General features: G+C 74.1%; 22 protein-coding genes. 9 read left to right on the forward strand and 13 right to left on the reverse strand.

Features of this window, described 5'->3' with window-relative positions; all coding sequences use genetic code 11:
- Window positions 1-16: 16 nt before the first annotated feature.
- Window positions 17-1,249, reverse strand: coding sequence for a CaiB/BaiF CoA transferase family protein (locus tag ACFPL3_RS23045; RefSeq protein ID WP_343943801.1), 1,233 nt, complete (start codon window positions 1,247-1,249; stop codon window positions 17-19).
- 58 nt (window positions 1,250-1,307) lie between these two features.
- On the reverse strand, window positions 1,308-2,870 hold the full coding sequence (locus tag ACFPL3_RS23050; RefSeq protein WP_343943800.1) for a PucR family transcriptional regulator: 1,563 nt from the start codon (window positions 2,868-2,870) through the stop codon (window positions 1,308-1,310).
- 120 nt (window positions 2,871-2,990) lie between these two features.
- Between ACFPL3_RS23050 and ACFPL3_RS23055 the strand changes: the two genes are divergently transcribed.
- Both ACFPL3_RS23055 and ACFPL3_RS23060 read left to right on the forward strand, forming a co-directional pair.
- Window positions 2,991-4,244: an NAD(P)/FAD-dependent oxidoreductase gene (locus tag ACFPL3_RS23055; RefSeq protein ID WP_343943799.1), complete on the forward strand. Its 1,254-nt coding sequence runs from the start codon at window positions 2,991-2,993 to the stop codon at window positions 4,242-4,244.
- Between the two features lie 102 nt (window positions 4,245-4,346).
- On the forward strand, window positions 4,347-5,030 hold the full coding sequence (locus ACFPL3_RS23060) for a hypothetical protein (protein WP_343943798.1): 684 nt from the start codon (window positions 4,347-4,349) through the stop codon (window positions 5,028-5,030).
- Between the two features lie 1,754 nt (window positions 5,031-6,784).
- Here the strand turns inward: ACFPL3_RS23060 and ACFPL3_RS23065 are convergent.
- A complete protein-coding gene (locus ACFPL3_RS23065; RefSeq protein WP_343943797.1) occupies window positions 6,785-7,318 on the reverse strand; it encodes a hypothetical protein in 534 nt (177 codons plus the stop codon).
- A 98-nt stretch (window positions 7,319-7,416) separates the two neighbouring features.
- Here ACFPL3_RS23065 and ACFPL3_RS23070 point away from each other — a divergent pair, with 98 nt between their 5' ends.
- Both ACFPL3_RS23070 and ACFPL3_RS23075 read left to right on the forward strand, forming a co-directional pair.
- On the forward strand, window positions 7,417-8,067 hold the full coding sequence (locus ACFPL3_RS23070) for a trimeric intracellular cation channel family protein (protein WP_343943796.1): 651 nt from the start codon (window positions 7,417-7,419) through the stop codon (window positions 8,065-8,067).
- 35 nt (window positions 8,068-8,102) lie between these two features.
- Window positions 8,103-8,447, forward strand: a complete 345-nt coding sequence (locus ACFPL3_RS23075) for a hypothetical protein (RefSeq protein ID WP_343943795.1) — start codon at window positions 8,103-8,105, stop codon at window positions 8,445-8,447.
- A gap of 29 nt (window positions 8,448-8,476) precedes the next feature.
- Here ACFPL3_RS23075 and ACFPL3_RS23080 read toward each other — a convergent pair whose 3' ends face one another.
- Window positions 8,477-8,761 carry a GlsB/YeaQ/YmgE family stress response membrane protein gene (locus ACFPL3_RS23080; protein WP_343943794.1) on the reverse strand — a complete coding sequence of 95 codons (285 nt, stop codon included), beginning with the start codon at window positions 8,759-8,761 and terminating at the stop codon, window positions 8,477-8,479.
- Window positions 8,762-8,909: 148 nt separating this feature from the next.
- Here ACFPL3_RS23080 and ACFPL3_RS23085 point away from each other — a divergent pair, with 148 nt between their 5' ends.
- Window positions 8,910-10,787 (forward strand): cytochrome c oxidase assembly protein, encoded by a 1,878-nt coding sequence (locus ACFPL3_RS23085; protein ID WP_379589631.1) that lies wholly within the window; start codon window positions 8,910-8,912, stop codon window positions 10,785-10,787.
- A 3-nt stretch (window positions 10,788-10,790) separates the two neighbouring features.
- Here ACFPL3_RS23085 and ACFPL3_RS23090 read toward each other — a convergent pair whose 3' ends face one another.
- Window positions 10,791-12,926: a heavy metal translocating P-type ATPase gene (locus tag ACFPL3_RS23090; protein ID WP_343943792.1), complete on the reverse strand. Its 2,136-nt coding sequence runs from the start codon at window positions 12,924-12,926 to the stop codon at window positions 10,791-10,793.
- Window positions 12,927-13,005: 79 nt separating this feature from the next.
- On the reverse strand, window positions 13,006-13,554 hold the full coding sequence (locus tag ACFPL3_RS23095) for a DUF5134 domain-containing protein (RefSeq protein ID WP_343943791.1): 549 nt from the start codon (window positions 13,552-13,554) through the stop codon (window positions 13,006-13,008).
- A 178-nt stretch (window positions 13,555-13,732) separates the two neighbouring features.
- Here ACFPL3_RS23095 and ACFPL3_RS23100 point away from each other — a divergent pair, with 178 nt between their 5' ends.
- The 4 genes from ACFPL3_RS23100 to ACFPL3_RS23115 all read left to right on the forward strand — a co-directional run bounded on the left by ACFPL3_RS23100 (window position 13,733) and on the right by ACFPL3_RS23115 (window position 17,214).
- Window positions 13,733-14,290, forward strand: coding sequence for a hypothetical protein (locus ACFPL3_RS23100; RefSeq protein WP_379589632.1), 558 nt, complete (start codon window positions 13,733-13,735; stop codon window positions 14,288-14,290).
- Between the two features lie 78 nt (window positions 14,291-14,368).
- Window positions 14,369-15,727, forward strand: coding sequence for a PepSY-associated TM helix domain-containing protein (locus ACFPL3_RS23105; protein ID WP_343944526.1), 1,359 nt, complete (start codon window positions 14,369-14,371; stop codon window positions 15,725-15,727).
- A gap of 37 nt (window positions 15,728-15,764) precedes the next feature.
- The gene (locus tag ACFPL3_RS23110) at window positions 15,765-16,952 is read left to right on the forward strand and encodes a TerC family protein (protein WP_343944527.1); all 1,188 of its coding nucleotides are present in this window, start codon (window positions 15,765-15,767) and stop codon (window positions 16,950-16,952) included.
- A 43-nt stretch (window positions 16,953-16,995) separates the two neighbouring features.
- Complete coding sequence (locus ACFPL3_RS23115; RefSeq protein WP_343944528.1) at window positions 16,996-17,214, forward strand: hypothetical protein; 219 nt, start codon at window positions 16,996-16,998, stop codon at window positions 17,212-17,214.
- Window positions 17,215-17,235: 21 nt separating this feature from the next.
- On the opposite strand, the gene ACFPL3_RS23120 is transcribed toward ACFPL3_RS23115, so the two are convergent.
- From ACFPL3_RS23120 to ACFPL3_RS23150, 7 genes are all read right to left on the reverse strand, one after another.
- Window positions 17,236-18,681, reverse strand: coding sequence for an FAD-dependent oxidoreductase (locus ACFPL3_RS23120; protein WP_379589633.1), 1,446 nt, complete (start codon window positions 18,679-18,681; stop codon window positions 17,236-17,238).
- A gap of 59 nt (window positions 18,682-18,740) precedes the next feature.
- Window positions 18,741-18,971: a hypothetical protein gene (locus tag ACFPL3_RS23125; RefSeq protein ID WP_343944530.1), complete on the reverse strand. Its 231-nt coding sequence runs from the start codon at window positions 18,969-18,971 to the stop codon at window positions 18,741-18,743.
- A gap of 51 nt (window positions 18,972-19,022) precedes the next feature.
- On the reverse strand, window positions 19,023-19,223 hold the full coding sequence (locus tag ACFPL3_RS23130; RefSeq protein ID WP_343944531.1) for a hypothetical protein: 201 nt from the start codon (window positions 19,221-19,223) through the stop codon (window positions 19,023-19,025).
- A gap of 89 nt (window positions 19,224-19,312) precedes the next feature.
- Complete coding sequence (locus ACFPL3_RS23135; protein ID WP_343944532.1) at window positions 19,313-20,599, reverse strand: ArsB/NhaD family transporter; 1,287 nt, start codon at window positions 20,597-20,599, stop codon at window positions 19,313-19,315.
- Window positions 20,600-20,615: 16 nt separating this feature from the next.
- On the reverse strand, window positions 20,616-21,074 hold the full coding sequence (locus ACFPL3_RS23140; RefSeq protein ID WP_343944533.1) for a CBS domain-containing protein: 459 nt from the start codon (window positions 21,072-21,074) through the stop codon (window positions 20,616-20,618).
- A gap of 47 nt (window positions 21,075-21,121) precedes the next feature.
- On the reverse strand, window positions 21,122-21,415 hold the full coding sequence (locus ACFPL3_RS23145) for a cation:proton antiporter regulatory subunit (RefSeq protein WP_343944534.1): 294 nt from the start codon (window positions 21,413-21,415) through the stop codon (window positions 21,122-21,124).
- A gap of 70 nt (window positions 21,416-21,485) precedes the next feature.
- The gene (locus ACFPL3_RS23150; RefSeq protein ID WP_343944535.1) at window positions 21,486-22,037 is read right to left on the reverse strand and encodes an SPFH domain-containing protein; all 552 of its coding nucleotides are present in this window, start codon (window positions 22,035-22,037) and stop codon (window positions 21,486-21,488) included.
- Window positions 22,038-22,151 lie beyond the last annotated feature (114 nt).

A 22,151-nucleotide genomic window follows, 5' to 3' on the forward strand; every position in this document is an offset into this window, starting at 1 on the left:
GTCGTTGGGGTTCCGGTCAGCCGAGATCCCGGTCTTCGGGGGCGTCGCGCGCCACGACGCCGTCCGCGACGAGCTGCGCGATCTCCTCGGCCGAACACCCGAGCAGCTCGCGGAGCACCTCGTCGTTGTGCGCGCCGAGCGGCGCTCCTGCGGAGCGGACGCGGCCCGGCGTGCGGGTCAGGTTCGCGATCAGCCCCTGCATGCGCAGCGGACCGAGGCGGGGGTGGTCGACCGTGGTGATGCTGCGTTCGGCGAAGTGCTCGTCGGCGGCGATGTCGGCGATCGAGTACACGGGCCCGACGGTGGCGCCGACGGCGTCGAACGCCGCCAGGACCTCCTCGTTGTCCCGCCCGGCGATCCAGCTCCCGATGGCTTCGTCGATCTCGTCGCGGTGCTCCACGCGGCCGGTGATGTCGTCGAACCAGGGCGCGTCGGCCAGGTCGTCGCGGCCCACCACCCGCAGGATCCGCCGTCCGGTGGCAGCGGTGGCCCCGGAGAGGGCGACCCACCGGCCGTCGCGGGTGCGGTAGCACTCGCGGGGCACGTTGAAGTCGGTGCGGCTGCCCTGGCGCCGCGGCACGATGCCCAGCTGGTCGTGCGCGGAGGTCTGCGCCCCGAGGATCCAGAACAGCGGCTCGTAGATCGACAGGTCGACGACCTGGCCCTCGCCGGTGCGCTCCGCGTGCCGCAGCGCCATCATCGTGGCGAACGCGCCCGCGAGCGCGGCCACGCCGTCGGCCAGGGGCCACTGGGGGAGCACGGGCGGGCCGTCGGTGTCGCCGTTGGTGTCGGCGAACCCGGAGATCGCCTCCGCGAGCGTGCCGAAGCCGGGCCGGGAGCGGTACGGCCCGGTCTGGCCGAACCCGGAGACGCGCACGACCACGAGCCGCGGGTTGACGCGCAGCAGGTCCTCGGGGTCCAGGCCCCAGCGTTCGAGGGTGCCCGGCCGGAAGTTCTCGACGAACACGTCGGTCTCGGCGAGGAGCGTGCGCAGCACCGCGGCGCCGCGCGGGTCGGACAGCGCGAGGGTGATCGCCCGCTTGTTGCGCGCGACGAGGGCCCACCACAGCGACTCCCCGTCCTTGTGCCACGCCCAGGAGCGCAGGCCGTCGCCGCGGGGGTGTTCGACCTTCACCACGTCGGCGCCGAAGTCCCCCAGCAGGGTCGCGATCATCGGGCCCGCGTAGATCGTGGCGGCGTCGACGACCCGCACCCCCGTGAGCGGGGACCGGTCCGCGGCAGAGGTCATGTCAAACATTTGATAAAACCTAGACGACGGGTTCGGCGGGGCACAACCGGGTGGTTCGTCAGCCCGCGAGCCGGCCCGCCTCGAGCGCGCTGAGCTGCAGCTGCAGCGCCAATCGGACCCGTGGCGACCCGAGGTCCAGCGGGGCGATCCCGGCCATGCGCTGCATGCGGTACCGCAGGGTGTTGGGGTGGATCCGCAGCTCGGCGGCGGCCGCCTTCGGCTCGCCGGCGTGCCGCAGCCAGGCCGCGAGCGTCGTGAGGTGGTCGGTGTGGTGCTCGCGGTCGTGCGCCACGAGCGCCGCGAGCGGGCCGCCGAGCAGGCTGACCTCCGGGCGCACCGCCGCCCGCGCCCGGGCCACGACCACGGTGTCCCATGCGTCCTCGATCCGCAGCAGCGGCCCGGGCAGGGGCTCGGTCGCCATCAGCGCGTGCAGCTCCGCGGCCTCCGCGCGCGACCGGGGAAGCTCGGCCCGGCTCGCCACCGTCCCGCCCGCCGCGGCCGCGAGCGCGGGGTCGTGAGCGTGCACCGCGTCGAGCAGCCCGGCGAGCCACGGCAGCGAACCCGCCGCGCTCGCCGGGCCGGACGCGGTGACCACCGCGAACACCGCGCCGTCGAGGTCGACCAGCAAGGGCTGGTTCCAGCCGAACCGGCGGGTGATCGACTCCCACAGGTCGAGCCGGGCCCGGACGTCCCCCGCGCCCTGCAGCGCGACCACCCGCCACGGGCCCTCGGGCAGCCACAGCTCCTCGTTCGCCGACGTCGCCGGGGTGCGCAACGCCTCGCGCAACCGGTCCGCCGACGCCCGGCGGGCCATCCCCGCCTGGGCGCGCAGGCGCAGCAGGTGCAGGGCGAGCACCGACGCCGCCCGGGTGAGCTCCTCCACGCGGTCCGCGGCGACCGGCTCGGCCACGACGGCCCAGATCGAGCCCAGCCACTCGCCACCTGCGCGGACTGGGATGACCAGCCGGGGCAGGGTCCCCTCCGGCACGTCGGTGATGTAGAGCGGCTCGCTCGAGCGGGCGAGCGTGCGGAAGACGCCGCGGGCCCGGAAGTGCGCCACGACCTCGTCGGGCACCCGGCGACCCACGATCGTCGACACCCGCGCCGGGTCGGTGTGCTCCTGGCGCGCCGAGTAGGCCAGCACGCGCGAGTGCGCGTCCTCGATCGTCACCGGGGCGTCGATGATCGCGGCGGCCGCGTCGGCGAGCGCCACGAGCTCGCCGTGCACGCCCGCGTCGCCCAGGGCGGGCGGGCCCGGCGCGGCGGCGCGGTCGACCACGCCGCGCACGAGCCACACCAGGTGCGCCCAGGAAGCGTGCGGGGCGAGCTCGAGCACCGCGATCCCGGCGCGGTCGCCCGCCGCGACCACGAGCGGGTCGCGCGCCAGCGGCGGCTTGACCACCACCCCGCACGCGCTGCGCTCCGCGGCGCGTTCGACCAGGTCGGCGGCCTCGTCCGGCTCGGCCAGCCCGATCCCGAGCACCAGGTCGCCCGCGACGCCGACGACGTCCTCGCCCGGTTCGGCCAGCGTGACGTCGGCGACCGGCCCCCCGCGGACCGCGCCCACGACGCGCAGCAGCGCAGGGCCGACGGCATCGACGAGCGCGGCGACGGTGATCACCGCTTCATTGTGCTCGTTCCACCATCTCGGCGCATCGGTTTGTCGTCATCGCATGAAGACTCGCTCTCGGCACCGGGAGACCATCGAGGTGTCGAACCGCCGCAGAAGAGGAGCTCACCGATGGTCACCGCGCACCGTCCGCCCGAACGGGTCGCTGTCATCGGGGCCGGCATGGCAGGCCTCGCCACCGCCTGGTTCCTCCAGGAACGCGGCATCACCGTCACCGTGCTGGACCGCGAGGGCGTGGCCGCCGGTTCCTCGTGGGGCAACGCCGGCTGGCTCACACCGGGCATCAGCACCCCGCTCCCGGAGCCCGCCGTGCTGCGCTACGGGCTGCGCGCGGTGCTCAGCCCCTCGTCGCCGGTCTACCTCCCGCCGACCGCCGACCCGCAGCTCATCCGCTTCGCGCTCGGGTTCGCCCGCCACAGCACGGCCACGCAGTGGAAGCGCGCCATGGCTGCCCTCGTGCCGATGAACCGGCTCGCGCTCGACGGCTTCGACGCACTGGCCGACGGCGGTGTGGGCGGGGAGACCGTGGAGGCCAAGTCGTTCCTCGCCGCGTACCGCACCGAGTCGGAGCGCACGGCGCTGCTCGAGGAGATCGAGCACATCCACGCCGCCGGGCAGGGCATCGAGTACGAGGTGCTCACCGGCGCGGACGCGCGCGAGATCGAGCCCTCGCTGTCCGACGAGATCGGTTCCGCGATCCGCCTGCACGGGCAGCGGTTCATCGACCCGGGCCGCTACGTCCACGAGCTCGCCGAGTCGGTGCGGGCGCGTGGCGGCGACATCCGGGTGGGCATGCCGGTCACCGGCATCCGCGACACCGGCCGCGCTGTCGAGATCGAGCAGGACGGCCGCGCCGACACCTACGACGCGGTGGTCGTGGCCACCGGCGCCTGGCTGGGCGACCTCGTGCGGCCGTTCGGCGTGCGGACGGTGGTGCAGGCCGGGCGCGGCTACAGCTTCAGCGTCCCGGTGGAGCACCTGCCGGCGGGCCCGGTCTACTTCCCTGCGCAGCGGGTGGCGTGCACGCCGATCGGCGACCGGCTGCGGGTGGCCGGGATGATGGAGTTCCGCCGCCCGGACGCCCCGCTCGACCCGCGCCGGATCCAGGCGATCGTCGACGCGGCCCGCCCGCTGCTGCGCGGCGCCGACTTCGACGACCGCGCCGACGAGTGGGTCGGCTCCCGCCCGTGCACACCCGACGGCCTGCCGTTGATCGGGGCCACGCGCTCCCCGCGGGTGTTCGTCGACGGCGGTCACGGCATGTGGGGCATCACCCTGGGCCCGGCGAGCGCCCGGCTGCTCGCGGAGCAGATCGGCACGGGTGTGCGCCCGGTCGAGCTGCGCCCGTTCGACCCGCTGCGCTGAGCCGCGTACCACCGGGGCGGTAGGCCGGTTGTCGCCCTGAGCGGGACGTGCGGGGCACGTCGGATCCGGATTCTGGGGACCTTCCCGGAGAAGGAGACCGACATGTCCCTGCGTTCCCACTTCCTCCCCACGACCGGCCCCGGCCTCGGCGCCGGTGTGCTCGCCCCGCTCGGGTTCCTCCTCGCCTACCTCGCGGTGAGCCCCCTGGCGGACGCGCTGGCCGACCGCCCGCTCCCGCTCCCCGGCGGACCCGCCGCCGAGGTGGCCGCCTACTACGCGGCCAATCCGGCGGCGATCACGACGACCGCCGTGCTGCAGGTCGTGTCGGTGGCCTGCTTCGCGGTGTTCGTCGGCGGCCTCGCCCCGGCCCTGCGCGCGGCGGGCGCCGGGTGGCTGCCGCGGGTCGGCTACCTGTCGGCGGCCGCGATGGTGGTGTCGTCCGCGCTGTCGATGACGCTGCTCGCGCTCTCGCTGTCGGCGGGCGACTCGACCGTGGCGGCCCTGCGCCAGGCCAACTTCCTCGCGGGCGGCCTGGTCAACGTGGTGCTGCTCGGCGTGTTCGTGTTCGGCGCTGCCCTGGTGCTCGGCCGCGACCTGCTGTTCGGCAAGCCGACCCGCTGGTTCGGCTTCGTGGCCGGCACGCTCGCCATGCTGTCGGTGCTGTCCCTGGCGTTCTACTACGCCAACGCGTTCCTCCCGATCGGCCGCGTGCTGTCGATGGTGTGGACCGTGGTCGCCGGCATCGTGATCTACCGGCGGGTGCGGGCCGAGCTCGCCGGCCGATGATCTGCCCTTCGCCCGAGGACGCCCTCTGCTCACGCGGCCACCGCCTTGATCCGCTTCGGGAGCAGGGCGTCGAGGATGGGGTCGGGGTCGAGGCGGTCGCCGTACCAGTCCGGGGTCAACGTCCGGTGGTCGATCCGGGCGTGCCGTTCGGCGAGGTCCTCGAGGTTCCCGCTGAGTGGGGGTGCGACATCCGGGATCGGTGAGCTGTCTGGGCCGCCAGATCGTGATGTCGGTCGGAGGTGCACCACGCTCGGTCTCACCCGGCCGTCGGGGTGTGACGACCGGTCCTCGCGTGGGCGGGCGTGCGCTGCGCGCGCTGCCGTTGCGTGCGGGGCGGCGATGCCGACGGCCTGCCTCTGGCACACCGGTTTCGCCGCTGGCACACCACGCCCGGTGCCGGCACACCGACTGCAACCGGTGTGCCGGCACCAGACCTGGTGTGTGAGCGCCCCGCCGCAGCCTCCGGCTGCCCTCACACACCACCGTCGGTGCTCACACATCGACTGCATCCGGTGTGTCGACACCACCTCTGGTGTGCGACAGCCGTCCCGTCAACGCGGTCTTGAGGTGGGTCGCTGTCCACGCGCTCGACGTCGACACCACGGTTGTTTCGATCTTGCGCGAGGACCGTCAGGTCGATCTCGAGCATGTGGACACGTGCGCGGCGGGATGCGCCCGAACCTCTGAGGATGGCGATCGGGATGGTTCGGGACCACAGGACAGTGGCGTAGGCACCCGGCAGTGACGGTCTCGCCGAGAACGGGCGTGCCCCCGCGTCGGGGACGGCCGCCACAGCGACCACGGGGTTCGGCAGTGATGCCCACCCGGCCACGACGCGACGCGCGACGGGCCGGGGACGGGAGGAATCGCGTGCTGGGCCGGGACGAGGCCTGAGAGCTTCCGCAGCACGGTGACCCGGCTCGCCAACCGCATGATCACCGCGTGAGGGTGGGTTCAGCTGAACCCGGCGCGGGATGCCGGCGGGGTTGGCGCGGTTCGAGACCCGGCTTGCGCCGGCCTGTCGGAGATGCACAGCGCCCGGGCTCACTCGTCCCGTGGGGTGCGACCACCGGTCCTCGCGTGGGCGGGCCTGCGCTGCGCGCGCTGCGTTGCGTGCGGGGCGGCGACGCCGACGGCCGGCCGCTGGCACACCGGTTTCGCCGCTGGCACACCACGCCGGGTGCCGGCACACCGACTGCAACCGGTGTGCCGGCACCAGACCTGGTGTGTGAGCGCCCCGCCGCAGCCTCCGGCTGCCCTCACACACCACCGTCGGTGCTCACACATCGACTGCAACCGGTGTGTCGGCACCACACCTGGTGTGCGAGCGAACGAGCCTCTCCCTCGGCAGCGCCGGCGGCCGGCACACCGCTTTGCCGCCCACACACCACTTCAGGCGCCGGCACATCGGCTGCAACCGGTGTGTCGGCACGACATCTGGTGTGGGAGCGCCCGCCGCAGCCTCCGGCTGCCCTCACACACCGCCGTCGGTGCTCACACATCGGCTGCAACCGGTGTGTCGGCACGACATCTGGTGTGGGAGCGCCCGCCGCAGCCTCCGGCTGCCCTCACACACCGCCGTCGGTGCTCACACATCGACTGCAACCGGTGTGCCGGCACCACGACCGATGCGCGAGCAGCCGTCCCGTCCGGTGCGGTCTCGAGGTGGGTTGCTGTCCACGCGCTCGACGTCGACACCACGGTTGCACGGTGGCGCTCGGAGGACCGTCAGGTCGATCTCGAGGCGTGCCCCCTCAGCGTGCCCCGGCCGGCGCGGTCTCCCGCCGCCGGATCCGCCCCCACGGCTTGACGACGGAGAGGGTGATGGCGGCGAGCAGGAGGGTGGGGGAGACCGTGGGTGGGTAGATCAGGTTGCTGAGGTCGAAGCTCACGGCTTCACCTGCGGCGAGCCGGCGGGCGAGGTCGGCCTGCTTCGCGACCTCGGGCTGCAGGGCGACGAGGACGAGCCCGGTGAGGACGACGTTGAGCACCAGCTTGATCGCGACCCACCAGTAGCGCACGAGCCCCCACTTGCTGCCCAGTCCGAGGGTGAGGCCGGAGAGCAGGCAGATCGTGCCGCACGCCAGCAGCGGCCAGACGGACACGAGTTCGAGGGCCTGCAGGCTGAAGACGAGGGTGGCCGTGTCGTCGGTCGTCATCGCGGTGGCGATGAGGACGGCCATCGCGACGTCGACGCCGAGCCAGCTGCCTGCCGAGGCGATGTGGACGATCAGCACGGCGCGGCGGGTGCGGGCGCCGAGCCGCCGGGGGGCGGCGTTCGCGGTCATGGGACGACCTTCCCGTCCGGGGCCGCGTTTGTCGTCCGACTGCGGGCGACACGGTGGGGTCTTCCGGCGGAGTAGGGCCGGTGCGGGTAGGAAGGGGTATGACGACCGAGCCGCTGCTCGCCGTGTTGGACCTGCTCGGCACGTTCGTGTTCGGGCTCAACGGGGCCCTGACGGCCCTGCGCGCCACGCGGCTCGACATCGTCGGGGTGGTCACGCTCGGGATGGTCACCGCGATGGGTGGGGGCATCGTCCGCGACGTCCTGATCGGCGACGTGCCGCCTGCCACGCTGCGGGACTGGCCCTACCTGGCGCTGGCGGCCTCCGGTGGGCTGCTGGCGTTCGTGCTGGCCCGGTGGCTGGACCGCTGGGAGCTGCCGATCACGGTGCTGGACGCGGTGGGGTTGAGCGTGTTCGCCGTGATCGGCGCGAGCAAGGCGATGGCCTTCGGGCTGGGGGTCTGGCCGTCGATCATCCTCGGCACCATCACGGGGGTGGGTGGCGGCACGATCCGCGACCTGATGGTCGGGAGGGTGCCGTCGGTGCTGCGCAGCGAGCTGTACGCGATCCCGGCGCTGGTCGCCTCGGCGATCACGGTGGCGGCCGTCGGGCTGGGCGTCTACGGCCTGCCCGCCGCGCTGGGGGCGGCCGCGGTCTGCTTCCTGATCAGGATGGTGGGCGTCGGGTTCGGGTTGAACGCACCCGGCGCCGGGCGGGTGGGCGGCCCGGAATCGGGGAACCAGGAGCCGTGACCGAATCTGCGACGGACGTCATGGCGGTGGTCCACGTGACTGCACCGGCGGACGTCGATCCGCACGTCATCGAGGCCGAGCTCACCCGTGCGATCACCAGCTCCCGCAAGCAACCGATGTCGGCGGAGCTGGCGCTGGCCGAGGACGTCCGCTCCGCGCCGCGGCACGGGCGGCGAAGACACGGGTTCGTGGCGATCCTGCGCGTGCGCGGGGAGGAGGTGCCTGCCGACTTCGGGCGCCGCCTGCGGAAGGTGGCGCGCAAAGGGCTGCGCCGCAGCTTCGGGCGGTCGGTGTCGGCCAAGGTGCGGTTGGAGATGAGCCCGGCGGAGGTCGCCGCGTACTGGTGCAGCGTGCGCGGACGACCCCACCGCCAGGTGTGACGGTGGGGTCGTCCGGGTGAGCGCGGGTGTCAGACGGTTCCGCGGGTGCCCCGGCGGGTGTACATGCCCGCGACGGCCGCGACGCCGATGACCGCGACGACGAGCTGGACCAGTAGTTCGAGCCAGTCGATGCCGCTCGTGGACGTCGGGATGCCGAGAAGCCGGGCGATGAAGGTGCCGATGAACGCCGCGACGATGCCGACGACGATCGTGAGCCAGATCGGGATCGGCTGCTTCCCCGGCAGGATGAGCCGCGCCAGCGCGCCGATGATGGCGCCGATGATGATCGCCGTGATGACTCCGGTGATGGTCATGCCCTCTCCAAGGTGAGCGGGTGCGTGAGGCACGTACGGGTGCTGAGTGCCCACGCGGCCGACGATCCACACCTGAACATCAGAAATTGCGCGGGGACGGAACCGCGCCCTCCCCCGTGGACGACCACTGGGGGTGCGGTGGCGGCGGGTGCGGGTCGGGTCGGGTGTGGTGGCGGCGGGTGCGTCGGTGGCAGCCGGGTTGCTCGTGCTCGCCGACCCGGGCGCCTACGAGCGGCTCGGGGTGCCCGCGCCCGCCGCCGGGGCGCAGGCGCTCGTGGCCGCCCTGCGCGCGCTGGCGGAGCTGGGCGCGGGGTACGCGGCGGGAGCGCTGCTGTTCGCGGCGTTCATCGCGGCGCCGCAGCGTTCCGGGGTGCTCGACGTGGACGGCTGGCTGGCGGCGCGCCGGGCGGGCGCGGCGGCGGCGGTCGCCGGGGTGGCGGCGCTGCTGCTGGGGCCGTTGACGGCGGCGGACCTGGCCGGGGTCGCGCTCGGGGACGTGCTGGACCCGCGGCGCTTCGACCTCTACCCGGCGCTGGAGGAGCCGATGGCGTGGCTGATCGCCGCGGCCGGGCTCCTGGTGGTGGCGGCCGGGGGTGCGCTGGTGCAGCAGTGGCGCTGGGTGCCCGCGTTCGCGGTCCTCGCCGTGGCCGCATCGGTGCCGTCTGCCGTGGTGGGCCCGGCCGCCACCGGGGCGAACCACGACTGGACGTCCGATGCGTCCGCGCTGCAGGCGGTGGGTGGCGTGCTGGTCGGCCTGCTCGCCTCGTTGCTGAGGCAGCGGGCACGCGGGGACGCCGACGAGGTGGTGGAGCGTCGCTGCCGCCGGTTCGTCGTGGTGCTCGGGACCGCGCTGCTGGTGTCGGCGCTGGTGCTCACGGTGCTGCGGGCCGGCTCGGGGCCGCTGATCGCGACGCCGTGGGGCACGGTGGCCGTGCTGCGGATCGCCGTGCTGGGGATCGTCGTCGTGGCCGGCGCGCGCCTGGCGCTGGCCGGCGCGGTGTGCGCCGTGGTGTTCGGTGCCGTGCTCGCCCGGTGGGTTCCCCCGCGCTTCCTGGAGCGCTCCGACACCCCCGGGGAGACGCTGATCGGCCACGACCTGCCCGACCCGGTGACGGTGGCGCGGCTGCTGCTCGACTGGCGGTTCAACATCCTCTTCGGCACGGCGGCGCTGCTGCTCGCGGGCGGTTACCTGCTGGCGGTGCGGCGGCTGGCCCGCCGCGGGGACGGCTGGCCGCGGGGCCGCACGGTGGCCTGGCTGGCCGGGTGCGCGGTGCTGCTGCTGGCGACGTCGTCCGGGCTGGGCCGCTTCTCGCCGGGTGTGTTCAGCGTGCACATGGTGACGCACATGGCGCTCAACATGCTGGTGCCGGTGCTGCTCGCGATCGGCGGGCCGGTCACGCTGGCGCTGCGCGCCCTGCCCGTCGCCGGTCGGGGCGGCGCGCCGGGGCCGCGGGAGTGGCTCGCGGGGCTGGTCGGCTCCCGCACGGCACGCGCCGCGGCCCACCCGCTCGTGGCGCTGGCGCTGTTCGTCGGCTCCTTCTACGCGCTCTACCTGACCGGGCTGTTCGACGCCGCGCTGCGCTACCACTGGGCCCACCAGCTGATGAACCTGCACTTCCTGGCGGTGGGGTACCTGTTCTTCTGGCCGCTCGTCGGCTCCGACCCGGCCCCGGTGCGGCTGCCCCACCTGGGCCGGCTCGCCGTGCTGCTGGCGGCGATGCCGTTCCACGCGTTCTTCGGGATCGTGGTGATGAGCTCGGACCGGCTGCTCGGCGGCGACTTCTACCGCTCCCTGGCCCTGCCGTGGCTGCCCGACCTGGCGGCCGACCAGCAGCTGGGCGGCGGGATCGCCTGGGCGTCCGGCGAGGTGCCGATGCTGCTGGTCGTGATCGTGCTGCTCACCCGGTGGGCGCGTGACGACGCCCGCGAGGCGTCCCGGTCCGACCGCCGCGCCGACGCCGACGGGGACGCCGAGCTCGCCGCCTACAACGCGATGCTCGCCCGGCTGGCGGGCTCGGACCGGTAGGCGTCAGACCTGGCGGCGCAGCCGCAGGCTGTGCGACACCACGAGCAGCGACGACAGGGCCATCGCGGCCCCGGCGAGCAGCGGGTCGAGCAGGCCGGCCACCGCGAGCGGGACGGCGGCGAGGTTGTAGCCGAACGCCCAGGCGAGGTTGCCGCGGATGGTGCGGATCGTGGCCCCGGCGAGCCGGACGGCGGCGGGCAGCACGGTGAGGTCGTCGCGGACGAGCACGAGGTCGGCCGACTCCACGGCGACGTCGGTGCCCGAGCCGACCGCGATTCCGAGATCGGCGGTGGCGAGCGCGGCGGCGTCGTTGATCCCGTCGCCGACCATCGCGACGGTCCGGCCGCCGGCCCGCAGGTCGCGGACCAACTCGACCTTCTGCTCGGGCAGCGCGCCCGCGTGCACCTCGTCGATGCCGACGGCGGCGGCGACGTGCCGGGCGGCGGCGGGCGCGTCGCCGGTGAGCAGCACGGGGGTCAGGCCCATCGCCCGCAGCTGCGCGACGGCCGGCGCGGCGCTGGGGCGGATCGTGTCGGTGACGGCCAGCGCGCCCGCGACGGCGCCGTCGACGGAGACCAGCACCACGGTCGCGCCAGTCGTGGCCCACTCGGCCACCTGCCCGGCGAGCGGGCCGGCCTCCCCGACGGCATCGGGCCGGCCGACCAGGACGTCCCGCCCGTCCACGGTGGCGCGGGCGCCGCGGCCGGGCAGCGCGCGGAACCCCGCCACGGTGGGCAGCGGCCCGTCCCCGGCGCGGGCGACGACGGCGGCCGCGATCGGGTGCTCCGAGCTGGTCTCGACCGCGGCGGCGAGCGCGAGCAGCTCCTGCTCGGCCACGCCGGGGGCCGTGGCCACACCGGTGACGCGCATCCGGCCGGTGGTGAGCGTGCCGGTCTTGTCCAGGACCACGACGTCGGCGGCGTGCACGGCCTCGAGCGCGCGGAAGCCGGTCACGAAGATCCCCAGCTCCGCGCCGCGCCCGGTGGCGACCATGATCGCGGTGGGGGTGGCGAGCCCCAGCGCGCACGGGCAGGCGATCACGAGCACGGCCACCGCACGGACGACGGCGTCGGCGGCGCTCGCCCCGGCCAGCAGCCAGCCGGTGAGGGTGAGCCCGGCCAGGACGAGCACGGCGGGCACGAACACCACCGACACCCGGTCGACCAGGCGTTGCGCGGCCGACTTGCCGGCCTGCGCGTCCTGCACCGCGCGCAGCATCCGCGACAGCCGCGTGCCCTCGCCCACCCGGTCGGCGCGCACGGTGAGGGTGCCACCCGCCGCGATCGTGCCCGCGACGACCTCGTCGCCGGGGCCGGCCTCGACGGGCACCGGCTCGCCGGTCATCGCGCTGACGTCGATCGCGGCGGCTCCGGACACCACGGTGCCGTCGGCCGCGATCCGCTCGCCCGGGCGGACGACGAACCGGTCGCCGGGCCGCAGGTGGGCCACCGCGACCCGGTGCTCGGCCTCCCGGCCCGCGGGTCCCCGCAGCACGGTGACCTCGGCGGGCCGCAGCGCACCGAGCGCGCGCAGCGCCCCACCCGCGGCGCGGCGGGCCCTGGCCTCGAAGTACCGGCCGGCGAGCTGGAACGTCGTGATGCCCGCGGCGACCTCGAAGTAGAGCGGCCCGCCGGTCACGGCGAGCGACCACAGCGACCAGGCCGACGCGGTGGCGATGCCCAGCGCCACCAGGGTGTCCATGGTGGTGGTGCCGTGCCGGAGCCCGGTGAGCGCCGCGCGGTGGAACGGCCACGCCGACCAGCCGACCACCGGCAGCGCGAGCGCGGCCACGACGAGCTCCCATCCGGGGAAGCGCAGCGAGGGCACGAACGACAGCGCGACCGAGAGGTCGGCGAGGGGGATGAACAGCAGGAGCGCGACGGCGAGGCGCCTGCGCAGGTCGGTCACGTCGCCGTGCGGCGGGGCGGGCGGGGTGTCCGGGGCGACCGGGTGGGCGCGGTAGCCGGCCCGTTCCACGGCCGCGACGAGCTCGGCCACCGGTGTGCTCGCCGGGTGCGTGACGGTGGCCCGGCCGGTGGCGAGGTTGACCGTGGCGAGCACGCCGTCGAGCCTGGCGAGCTTGCGCTCGACCCGCCCGACGCACGCCGCGCACGTCATCCCGCCGACCGCGAGTTCCACGGTGGCAGCTGTTCGTGTCTCCGTCCTCACCGCGGAGGGGTCGGCGGTGGTGGCGTCGCGGTTCCCGCCGAGGGGGAGATCACGCCATCGCGATCAGCATGGCCGCCATGCCGAGGCTCATCAGGACGTGGCAGGAGGCCTCGAGGCGCCGGCGGGTGCGCACGGCCCTCGCGACCCACCACACGGCTGCCGCGGCGAGCAGCGCGGCGGCGGCGACCGTCACCAGCCGGGTCAACGGCCCGGTCCCGGCCGCGGCCGCGGCGGCGTGGTGGGCGTGGTGGGTGTGCCCGCCGCCGGGGGTCGCCGCGACCATCCACACCATCGCGCCCAGCACGACCACGTGGTAGGTCGGTCCGGACAGCACCGGCCCGCCGGTGCTCAGCTGGTGTGCCAGGAACCAGGCGCCGAACAGGCCGAACACCGCGATCTGCGCGAGGCCGCTCAGGGTGTCCGGCCCGCCGGTCCACCCCCAGCTCATCGCGATCATCGCGATGCTCATCAGCAGGTGCGCCACCTCGGCCACCCGGTCGGTCCCGGCGGGGCCGCGGGCGAGGAGCACCAGCGAGTACATCCCCGTCGCCGCGAACACCACCGTGAACACCAGGCCCTGCACCGGGGACCCGAACATGAGCGCCGACCTCCTCCACTCGCCGTAAGGGGAGTCGTCGCGCCGCTCGTCCGGGTTCCCGCGGACCTGCGGACGGACGGAGCAGCGGGCGACCGCTCGACGCCCGTCGGTGATCGTACGGCGGCAGGGAATGTGCGAATCGGGTCCGCGCGCCGCCCGTGACTGGCATCCTCACGCCGTGCGCACCGATCGGCACTCCGCTCTCCCGCGCAGCCGCGCGGGGCGGGCCGCCGGTGCGGTCGCCGCCGCGCTGGCCACCACGGCGGGCGGGCACGCGCTGGCCACCGGCGCCCCGCCGCCCCTGGTCGGGCTGCTGCTCACCGCCGCCGTGCTGGCGGGGCCCGCGTGGTGGCTCACCGGCGGCGAACGCGGCTGGGAACGCCTGGCCGGGGCGCAGCTCGCGGCGCAGTTCGGCGGCCACGCGCTGTTCGTGCTCACCGCCGCCGACCCGGCCGCGCACGCGGGCCACGGGCGGCAGGAGCTGGTGCTGCTCGTCCACGTGCTCGGTGCGGCCGCGGCGGGCGCGTGGCTGCGCCGGGGCGAGCGCCGTGCCGTCGCGGCCGCCCGGCGCACGGTCGCCCTGCTGCGGAGCCTGTTCGGCCGGTTGCCGCGGGAGTGGCGCGGCGCCCACCCGCTCACGGCCGCGTTCCCGGCGGGCGCACCGTTCGCCGCCCTGCCGGGTGTCCGGCTGCGGCACTCGATCGTGCACCGGGGTCCTCCCGCGATCTGCCTCTGACCTCCGTTCACCGGCAGATCCGGCCGGGCACCTGAGCCGTGCCCGGCCGCCCCAGCGACCCTGAATCGGGAGCCTCTCATGTTCACGAACGCCAGTTCCTGGCGTGGCCTGGTGCTGCGCCTGCACTTCTACGCGGGCTTGTTGGTGGGCCCGTTCCTGCTGGTGGCGGTGTCCACCGGCATCCTGTACGTGCTGACGCCGCAGCTGGAGGACTGGCTGTACTCCGAGCAGCTGCGGGTGCCGCCCTCGGCGCAGCAGCTGCCGTTGTCGGAGCAGGTGCGGGCGGCGGTGGCTGGCAGCCCCGGTGGCGAGCTGGTGGCCGTCCGGCCCGCGCCGGAGCCCGGCGCCACCACCCGGGTCCTGTTCGACGAAGACGGTCTCGGCGATTCCGAGCGGAGGACGGTGTTCGTCGATCCGGGCACCGGTGAACTGACGGGGGCGCTGGTCACCTACGGCACGAGCGGGGTGCTGCCGCTGCGGACGACGATCGACCAGCTGCACCGGAACCTGCTGCTGGGGGAGCCGGGGCGCTTGTACAGCGAGTTGGCGGCGTCGTGGTTGTGGGTGGTGGCGCTGGGTGGCGTGGCGTTGTGGGTGACGCGGTGGCGGGCCCGCCGGGCAGCCGTGCGCGACCTGGTCCGCCCGCAGCCGGGGGTGACCGGCAGGCGGCGCACGCTCGGCCGGCACGGCGCGTTGGGGGTGTGGTTGCTGCTGGGGGCGTTGTTCCTGTCGGCGACCGGCTTGACCTGGTCGACGTACGCGGGCGAGAACGTGGCCGCCCTGCGGGCCGCGCTGGGGTGGGAGAACCCGGTGCTGGAGACGGCGGTGGGCGGCGAGCACGCCGGCCACGGCGCCGCCGCCGCAGACCACGGTGCCGGCGCGGGGCACGTCGACCCGGGTGCGTTCGATGCGGTGCTGGGGGCGGCGCGGACGGCGGGGATCGACGCGGGCCGGGTGGAGGTGGCGCTGCCGACCGAGGCGGGTGCGGCGTGGACCGTGACCGAGGTGGGCCGGGGCTGGCCGACCCAGGTGGACGCGGTGGCGGTGGATGCCGCGACCGGCACGGTGGTGGACCAGGTGCGGTTCGCGGACTACCCGCTGATGGCGAAGCTGGCGCGGTGGGGGATCGACGCCCACATGGGCGTGTTGTTCGGGTGGGTGAACCAGCTGCTGCTGGTGGCGTTCGGCGTGGGGCTGATCGTGTTGATCCTGCTCGGGTATCGGATGTGGTGGCAGCGCCGTCCCACGGGTGGGTGGGGCGGCCGCCCGGTGCCGCGGGGGCGGTTGCGCGGGGCGGGGCAGCCGGTGGTGTTCGCGGCGGTGGTGGCGGCCCTGGTGGTGGGCTGGTTCGCGCCGTTGTTCGGCATCAGCCTTCTGGGTTTTCTCGTCGTCGACGCGGTCCTCGGCCGGCGCGCCCACCGGGGGGTGGCCCCGTAGGGTGGGGCCCCTGGTCGGCCCGAACCGGGGAGCCTGGATGGACACATCGGCCGTGGTCTGGTGGGCGACGATCGCCGGGATCGTGGGCCTGCTCGCGTTCGACTACTTCTTCCACGTGCGCAAGGCGCACGTGCCGACGATCTCGGAAGCCGCCGTGTGGTCGGGGCTCTACGTGGGGATCGCGGTCCTGTTCGGGGTCGGGGTGCTGGTCCTCGCGGGCCCGGCCACCGGTGCGGAGTACTTCGCGGGCTACCTCACGGAGAAGGCGCTCTCGGTCGACAACCTGTTCGTCTTCCTCGTGATCATGACCAGCTTCCGGGTGCCCCGGGCCGACCAGCAGAAGGTGCTGCTCTTCGGCATCGTGTTCTCGCTGATCGCCCGCACCGGCTTCATCCTCCTGGGCGCCGCGCTGATCAACACCTTCGCGTGGGTGTTCTACCTGTTCGGGCTGGTGCTGCTGATCACGGCGGGCAACATCCTGCGGCCGCGCGACTCGGAGAACCGGTCCCCGGAGAACATCGTGGTGCGGCTGGCCAGGGGGCTGTTCCGGACCTCCGAGCACTACGACGGCGACAAGCTGTTCACGGTGCGGGACGGCAAGCGGATGATGACCCCGATGCTGCTGGTCATGGTGGCCATCGGCGGCACCGACATCATGTTCGCCCTCGACTCGATCCCGGCGATCTTCGGGCTCACGCAGAACGTGTACGTGGTGTTCACGGCCACCGCGTTCTCCCTGCTGGGCCTGCGGCAGCTGTACTTCCTCCTCGACGGCCTGCTCGACCGGCTCGTCTACCTCTCCTACGGCCTGGCCGCGATCCTCGCGTTCATCGGCGTGAAGCTGATCCTCCACGCGCTGCACGAGAACAACGTCCCGTTCATCAACGAGGGCCAGCCGGTGAACGTGGTCGAGATCGGCACCGGCCTCTCGCTGGTGGTGATCATCGGTGTCCTGGTCGTCACCGTGATCGCCTCGCTGGTGAGCCCCAAGGGCCGGGCGGTGAACATCGTGTCGGCCGCGCGGCGGCACGCCACGGAGTACCTGACCTGCGAGGTCGACCCCGAGGTGCGCGAGGACGTCTTCCGCAGGCTGCTCGCGGAGGAGGCCCAGCTGCGCAGGCTGCCGGAGAAGTACCGGGCGCGGATCCGCGAGGAGGAGAAGCTGATGACGCTCCTCGAGCGGGCGCACGCCGAGCACGACGCCCGCGTCGCCTCGAGTCCCTGAATCGGGATGGTGCAGGTGCGCCCGCGGTGGGTAAGCCGCGGGTGTGTCCACCGAATCCGAAGCCCCGGACCGCGCCGACCACCGGTCGGCCGCCATCGCCGACCTGTTCGACGCCCTCGAGGGCCTCATGATCCACTACGGGGCCCTCCCGGATGCCGAACGTGCCGCACGGCGGGCGGCCGACGCCGACCGCATCACGGGCGAGGTCGCCCGCCACCTGGAGGTCGCCCGGCGGCGGATCGCCGCCTCCGCCCGCCCGTGAGTGAGGGTTCAGCGACGAACGTCAGCGGCGCGGCAGCGGGCGGACCGCCGGGCCCTCCAGCACGGCGCCGTCCACGTCGAAGCGCGAGCCGTGGCACGGGCAGTCCCAGCTGCGCTCGGCCGCGTTGAACCGCACGAGGCAGCCCAGGTGCGTGCAGCGCATCGACACCGCGTGCACGGCGCCGTCCTCGTCGCGGTAGATGCCGGTCCGGTCGGTGCCGTTGCGCAGCACGCCCGCCGCGCCCGGCGGCACCTCGGCGGCCGATCGGACCTGGCCGGGTACCAGCCGGTCGCCGACGAGGTCGGCGGCCACCTTGAGGTTGGTCGCCGCGAGGGTCGGCAGCCCGCGCGGGGCGATCCGGTGCGGGCTGAAGGTGGCGGGCACCGGCCGGCCCTGGATCCGGTCCGCCAGCAGCCGCGCGGCCATGGTGCCGCCGCCCAGCCCCCACTTCGCGAAGCCGGTGGCTACGAGCATGCGGTTCGAGACGGGCGTGTACGTGCCGATCATGGGGCTGTTGTCGTAGGGCACGGGGTCCTGCGCCGACCAGCGGTGCGTGACCTCCTCGACGTTCCAGTGCTCGCGGGCGTGGTCGGCCAGCCGGGCGAAGACGCCCTCGTCGACGCCGCGCTCGCCCACGACGTGGTCCTCGCCGCAGACGATCAGCAGGTCGCCCGCGGACCGGTAGGAGCGGGTGGGGCCGCCCGTCGTGATCGTCATGCCCCGGGGTGGTCCGCCCGCGGGCCGCACCGCGATGCAGTACGAGCGGTGCGCCTTCATCCGGGCGAAGTACCCACCGCGGTCCCACACGGGGTAATGGGTGGCCACGACGACCTGGTCGCCGGTGAGGGTGCCCGCGGTGGTCTCGACCTGCACCGGTGAGCGCTCCCGCACCCCGACGGCGCGGGTCTGCTCGAACACCGCCGAGCCGTCGCCGTGCACGGCGGCGGCCAGGCCGTGGGCGTAGCGGACCGGGTGGAACTCCAGCTGGTCGTCCAGGACGGCCGCGCCGACCACGGGGTAGGGCAGGGGCACGTCGGTGGTGAACTCGGCCGGCAGCCCGGCGGCCCGGGCGAGCTCCACCTCGCGTTCGACGTCGGGCAGCGCGGATTCGGTGGTCGCGGCCGTGTAGGCCGACCGGCGCTGCAGGTCGCACTCGATGCCCGCCTCGGCCACCGTGGCGGCCACGAACTCCACGGCCGCCGCGTTGAGCCGGGCGTACTCATGGGCCACCTCGTCGCCGCGTGCGCGGGCCATGCGGCCGAGCATCGTGGACTGCAGCGCGCTGACCTTCGCCGTGCTGTGCCCGGTGACCCCGCTGCCCACCCGGACGGCCTCGACGACCGCCACGCGGGCCCCCGCGCGCTTGAGCAGCAGCGCGGTGGTGAGGCCGACGATCCCGGCGCCGAGCACGACGACGTCGAACGCGCGCTCGGGGCCGGGCGGCCGGTAGGACGGCGCGTCCGGCACGAACCAGAGCGACCCGCCCGCGCTCGTCGTGGGTGGCGTTCCGTCTGCCCCCGGCGCGTTCACTGCCGTCGCCGCGCCTCGGCGCCGGACTCCTCGTCCACACCCGGGTCCTGGCCTGCGACCTGCCCGACGAACGAGCCGGACTCGCCGGTGCCGGTGGTGGCGGCGCTGTCGCCCTCCTCGGTGGGCAGGCCGCCGGTCTCCCGGGTGCGGGCGACGTCCGGGTCGGGGCGGACGTCGTCCTCGGCGGTCTCGGGGCGGCGCAGGAGGGCGCGGATGCGATCGAACATGCCGGTGGACTACCCGGGCTGGACCGCGGGAATCGCCGCGGTGGCGCTCCGCTAACGGTGACGCAGGGCTTCCGCGGCGCGCTCGGCGTACCACCGGATGCTGCAGGGGTGGATCGGCACGGCGGACTGGCGCCACGAGCAGCCGAGGCAGTGCCCGGTGCCGTCGTCGACGTGGGCGCGCAGGAGTTCGGCGACGAGTCCGGGGCGTGCTTCCATGAACTCGATCACGGCGAACGGTCCTGCTGCGGTCACGAAGTCGATCTTGGACGGCTCGGGTGACGAATTGGTTCCGTTTCGGAAGTTATGCCCCGAACGAGTGAGGCCTGATCAGGTGAACAGAGTCAGGTGAAGTACCGCAGCCAGACGTACACCCACGCCATCGCGGTGCTGAGCAGGGTGACCACGATGCCGTAGCGGGTGAACTGCCAGAACGAGATCGGGTGGCCCATTCGCGCCGCGATGCCGATCGCCACCACGTTCGCGCTGGCGGCCACCGCGGTGCCGTTGCCGCCGAAGTCGGCACCGAGGGCGAACGCCCACCACATCGCCTGCGCGGCGGTGGGGTCGGAGACCTGGGCCACCAGACCCTCGACGATGGGCGCCATCGTGGCCGCGTACGGGATGTTGTCGAAGAACGCGCCGAGCACGGCGGAGCCGAACAGCAGCGCGGTGGCCGCGCCGAGGTAGTGGTTGCCGACCGCGGCGATGACGTACTCGCCGATCGTCTCGATCACCCCGGTGTGCAGCAGCCCGGCGACCATCACGAACAGGCCCATGAAGAACACGAGCGTGGGCCACTCCACCTCGCGCAGGGTGTCGTAGGTGTCGGCGCGCGACACCAGCAGCATCACACCCGCGCCCACGAGCGCCACGAGCGACGGCTCGAGGTGCAGCACCGAGTGCAGGGCGAACGCCGCGACGACGCCCGCGAGCACGACGAGGCAGCGGATCAGGAGCTGGGGGTCGGTGATCGCACGCCGCTCCTGCAGCGTCATCACCTCGGCCACCCGGTCGGGGTTGTAGCGGAACGACCGGCGGAACAGCACCTTCGTGAGCAGCACGAACGCGGCGAAGATGATCGCCACGATCGGTGTCATGTGCACGAGGAAGTCGTTGAACGTGAGGCCGGCCCGGCTGCCGATGATGATGTTGGGCGGGTCGCCGATGAGGGTGGCCGCGCCGCCGATGTTGGACGCGAGGATCTCCGCGATGAGGTAGGGCTGCGCCGGGATGTCGAGCCGGTTGCAGACCACCACCGTCACCGGCGCCACCAGCATCACGATCGTGACGTTGTCGAGCAGCGGGGACGCGACGGCCGTGATGGCCATCAGCATCACCATCAGCCGGTACGGGTGCCCGCGCGAGCGCTTGGCGGCCCAGATCGCGAGGAAGTCGAACAGGCCCGTCTGCTTGATCACCCCGACGATGATCATCATCCCGAGCAGCAGGAAGATGACGTTCCAGTCGATGCCCTCGTGCTCGGAGAAGAAGACCTCGGCGCCCGGCGTGAGGCCGAGCACGGTCATCCCGCCCGCGGCCACGAGGACCGCCTTGACCTTGTCGACCTTCTCGGTGGCGATGTAGTAGAACCCGCCGACGAAGATCGCGAGTGCTGCGACGGCGCTCATGGGCGCCGCCCGGCGGTCAGGCGGGTGGACCGTCCGCGGTGAGGCGGCCGAGCACCCGGTCGAGCGTGATCCCGCCGACCAGCTCGCCGCGCTCGTCGACCACCGCGACGAGCGGGCTGCGCAAGCGGCCCATGAGCGCGGCGATCTCGAGGAGGGTGGCGTCCTCGCGCACGATCGCAGGCCGGGAGAGACTGTGCGGCAGGCAGTCCCCGACCGACAGGTTGTCCAGTTCCTTCCAGAACGCGTCCGCGTGCGGCTCGTCGATGGTGCGGGCAAGCGCCTGGCCCTCCCGGTGCGCCCGCGGGACGGTCAGCAGCAGCACCTGGGTGCCCGGGAGCACCGCCGTGGGACGCTCGCGGGCGTCGACCACGATCAGACCGGGCAGGTGCCCCTGCGCCATCACGCGGACCGCCGTGGTCACCGCGTCGTGCGGGGTGACCGTCGGGACCTGTACCGCGAGTTCCCGTGCCCTCATGACACCGTCCCCCCGAGTGCGCCACTGCTGCTGCGCCGTGCGGCACCTTACGCGTCGACCCGCCGGTTCGCCGGGTTGCCGGCCAACCGCGCCACCTGCCGCTCGAGCTCCGCGAGCCGGTCGGCCACGGAGCGCTGGTGCAGGAGGTCGGCGAGCTGGTCGGCCTCGTCGGGGTCGAGGACGATCTGCTCGCGCACCGCGTCGTCGGCGCCACCCGTCCGGTCGACGAGGAGCACCCGCCGCCCGGTGTGCTCGACGAGCACGCTGAATCGCCTGCCGGTGCGGGTCGTGATCTCGTGGGAGTGGCCGACGCCGGGGATGGTGCTCGGGGTGATGTCCACAGGAGGTCTCGTGTCCTTCGTCGACTCGGTGGGGTTGAGGGGGTGGGCGTTGCGGGGGTGTGCATGGCGGTCACCTGCTGGTGGCCCAGCGGACGAGCGAGGGGTCGACGCGCGTCTCGACGCGGCCGAGCTGCACGTCGCCGATCTCGACACCCCACTCCGCGGTGCGCGCCGAGACGGCGGCCGCGAGCTCGGTGGCGCCGGTGAGCGGGGCCGTGGCGAGCTGGGCCAGGTCGCGCTCCGCGAGCCGGCGGCGCAGCTCGGACTCGAGCACCCACTCGACGGCCTGGTCGGGGTTGCTCGCCGTGGCGTAGCGGAGGGGGTCCTGCACGGTGCCCGTGGCGGCTGCGGTGACGGCCACGCGCACGGCGTCGCGGGTGGTGGCCTCGAGCCGGTCGACGCCGTACCAGCGCACGCCCAGCGGAACGCGCACGCCGCGGTCGAGGAAGGGCAGGAGGGCCACCACGCCGGGGCCCCGCAGGCGCGCCCGGCCGCGTCGCACCACCACCATCCGCTCACCGAGCGGTACGGAGCGCAGGGAGCAGAGCAGCAGGAGGAGCCCCACCGCGGTGGAGAGCACCGTGGCCTGGGCGCCGGACAGCGTGGCCTGATCTGCTTCCACGTCCGCCACCCCCTCCGCTCGTGCCCCGTCCGCCGCTACTCCGAGTCTTCGCAGCGGGCCGGTCGCACACCATCGGGTCCGACACCCACATCGAGGGGGGTGGGACATGCACGT

Origin of the sequence: Pseudonocardia zijingensis (assembly GCF_042657305.1) — a bacterium.
In the GTDB taxonomy this organism is placed as follows: domain Bacteria; phylum Actinomycetota; class Actinomycetes; order Mycobacteriales; family Pseudonocardiaceae; genus Pseudonocardia; species Pseudonocardia zijingensis.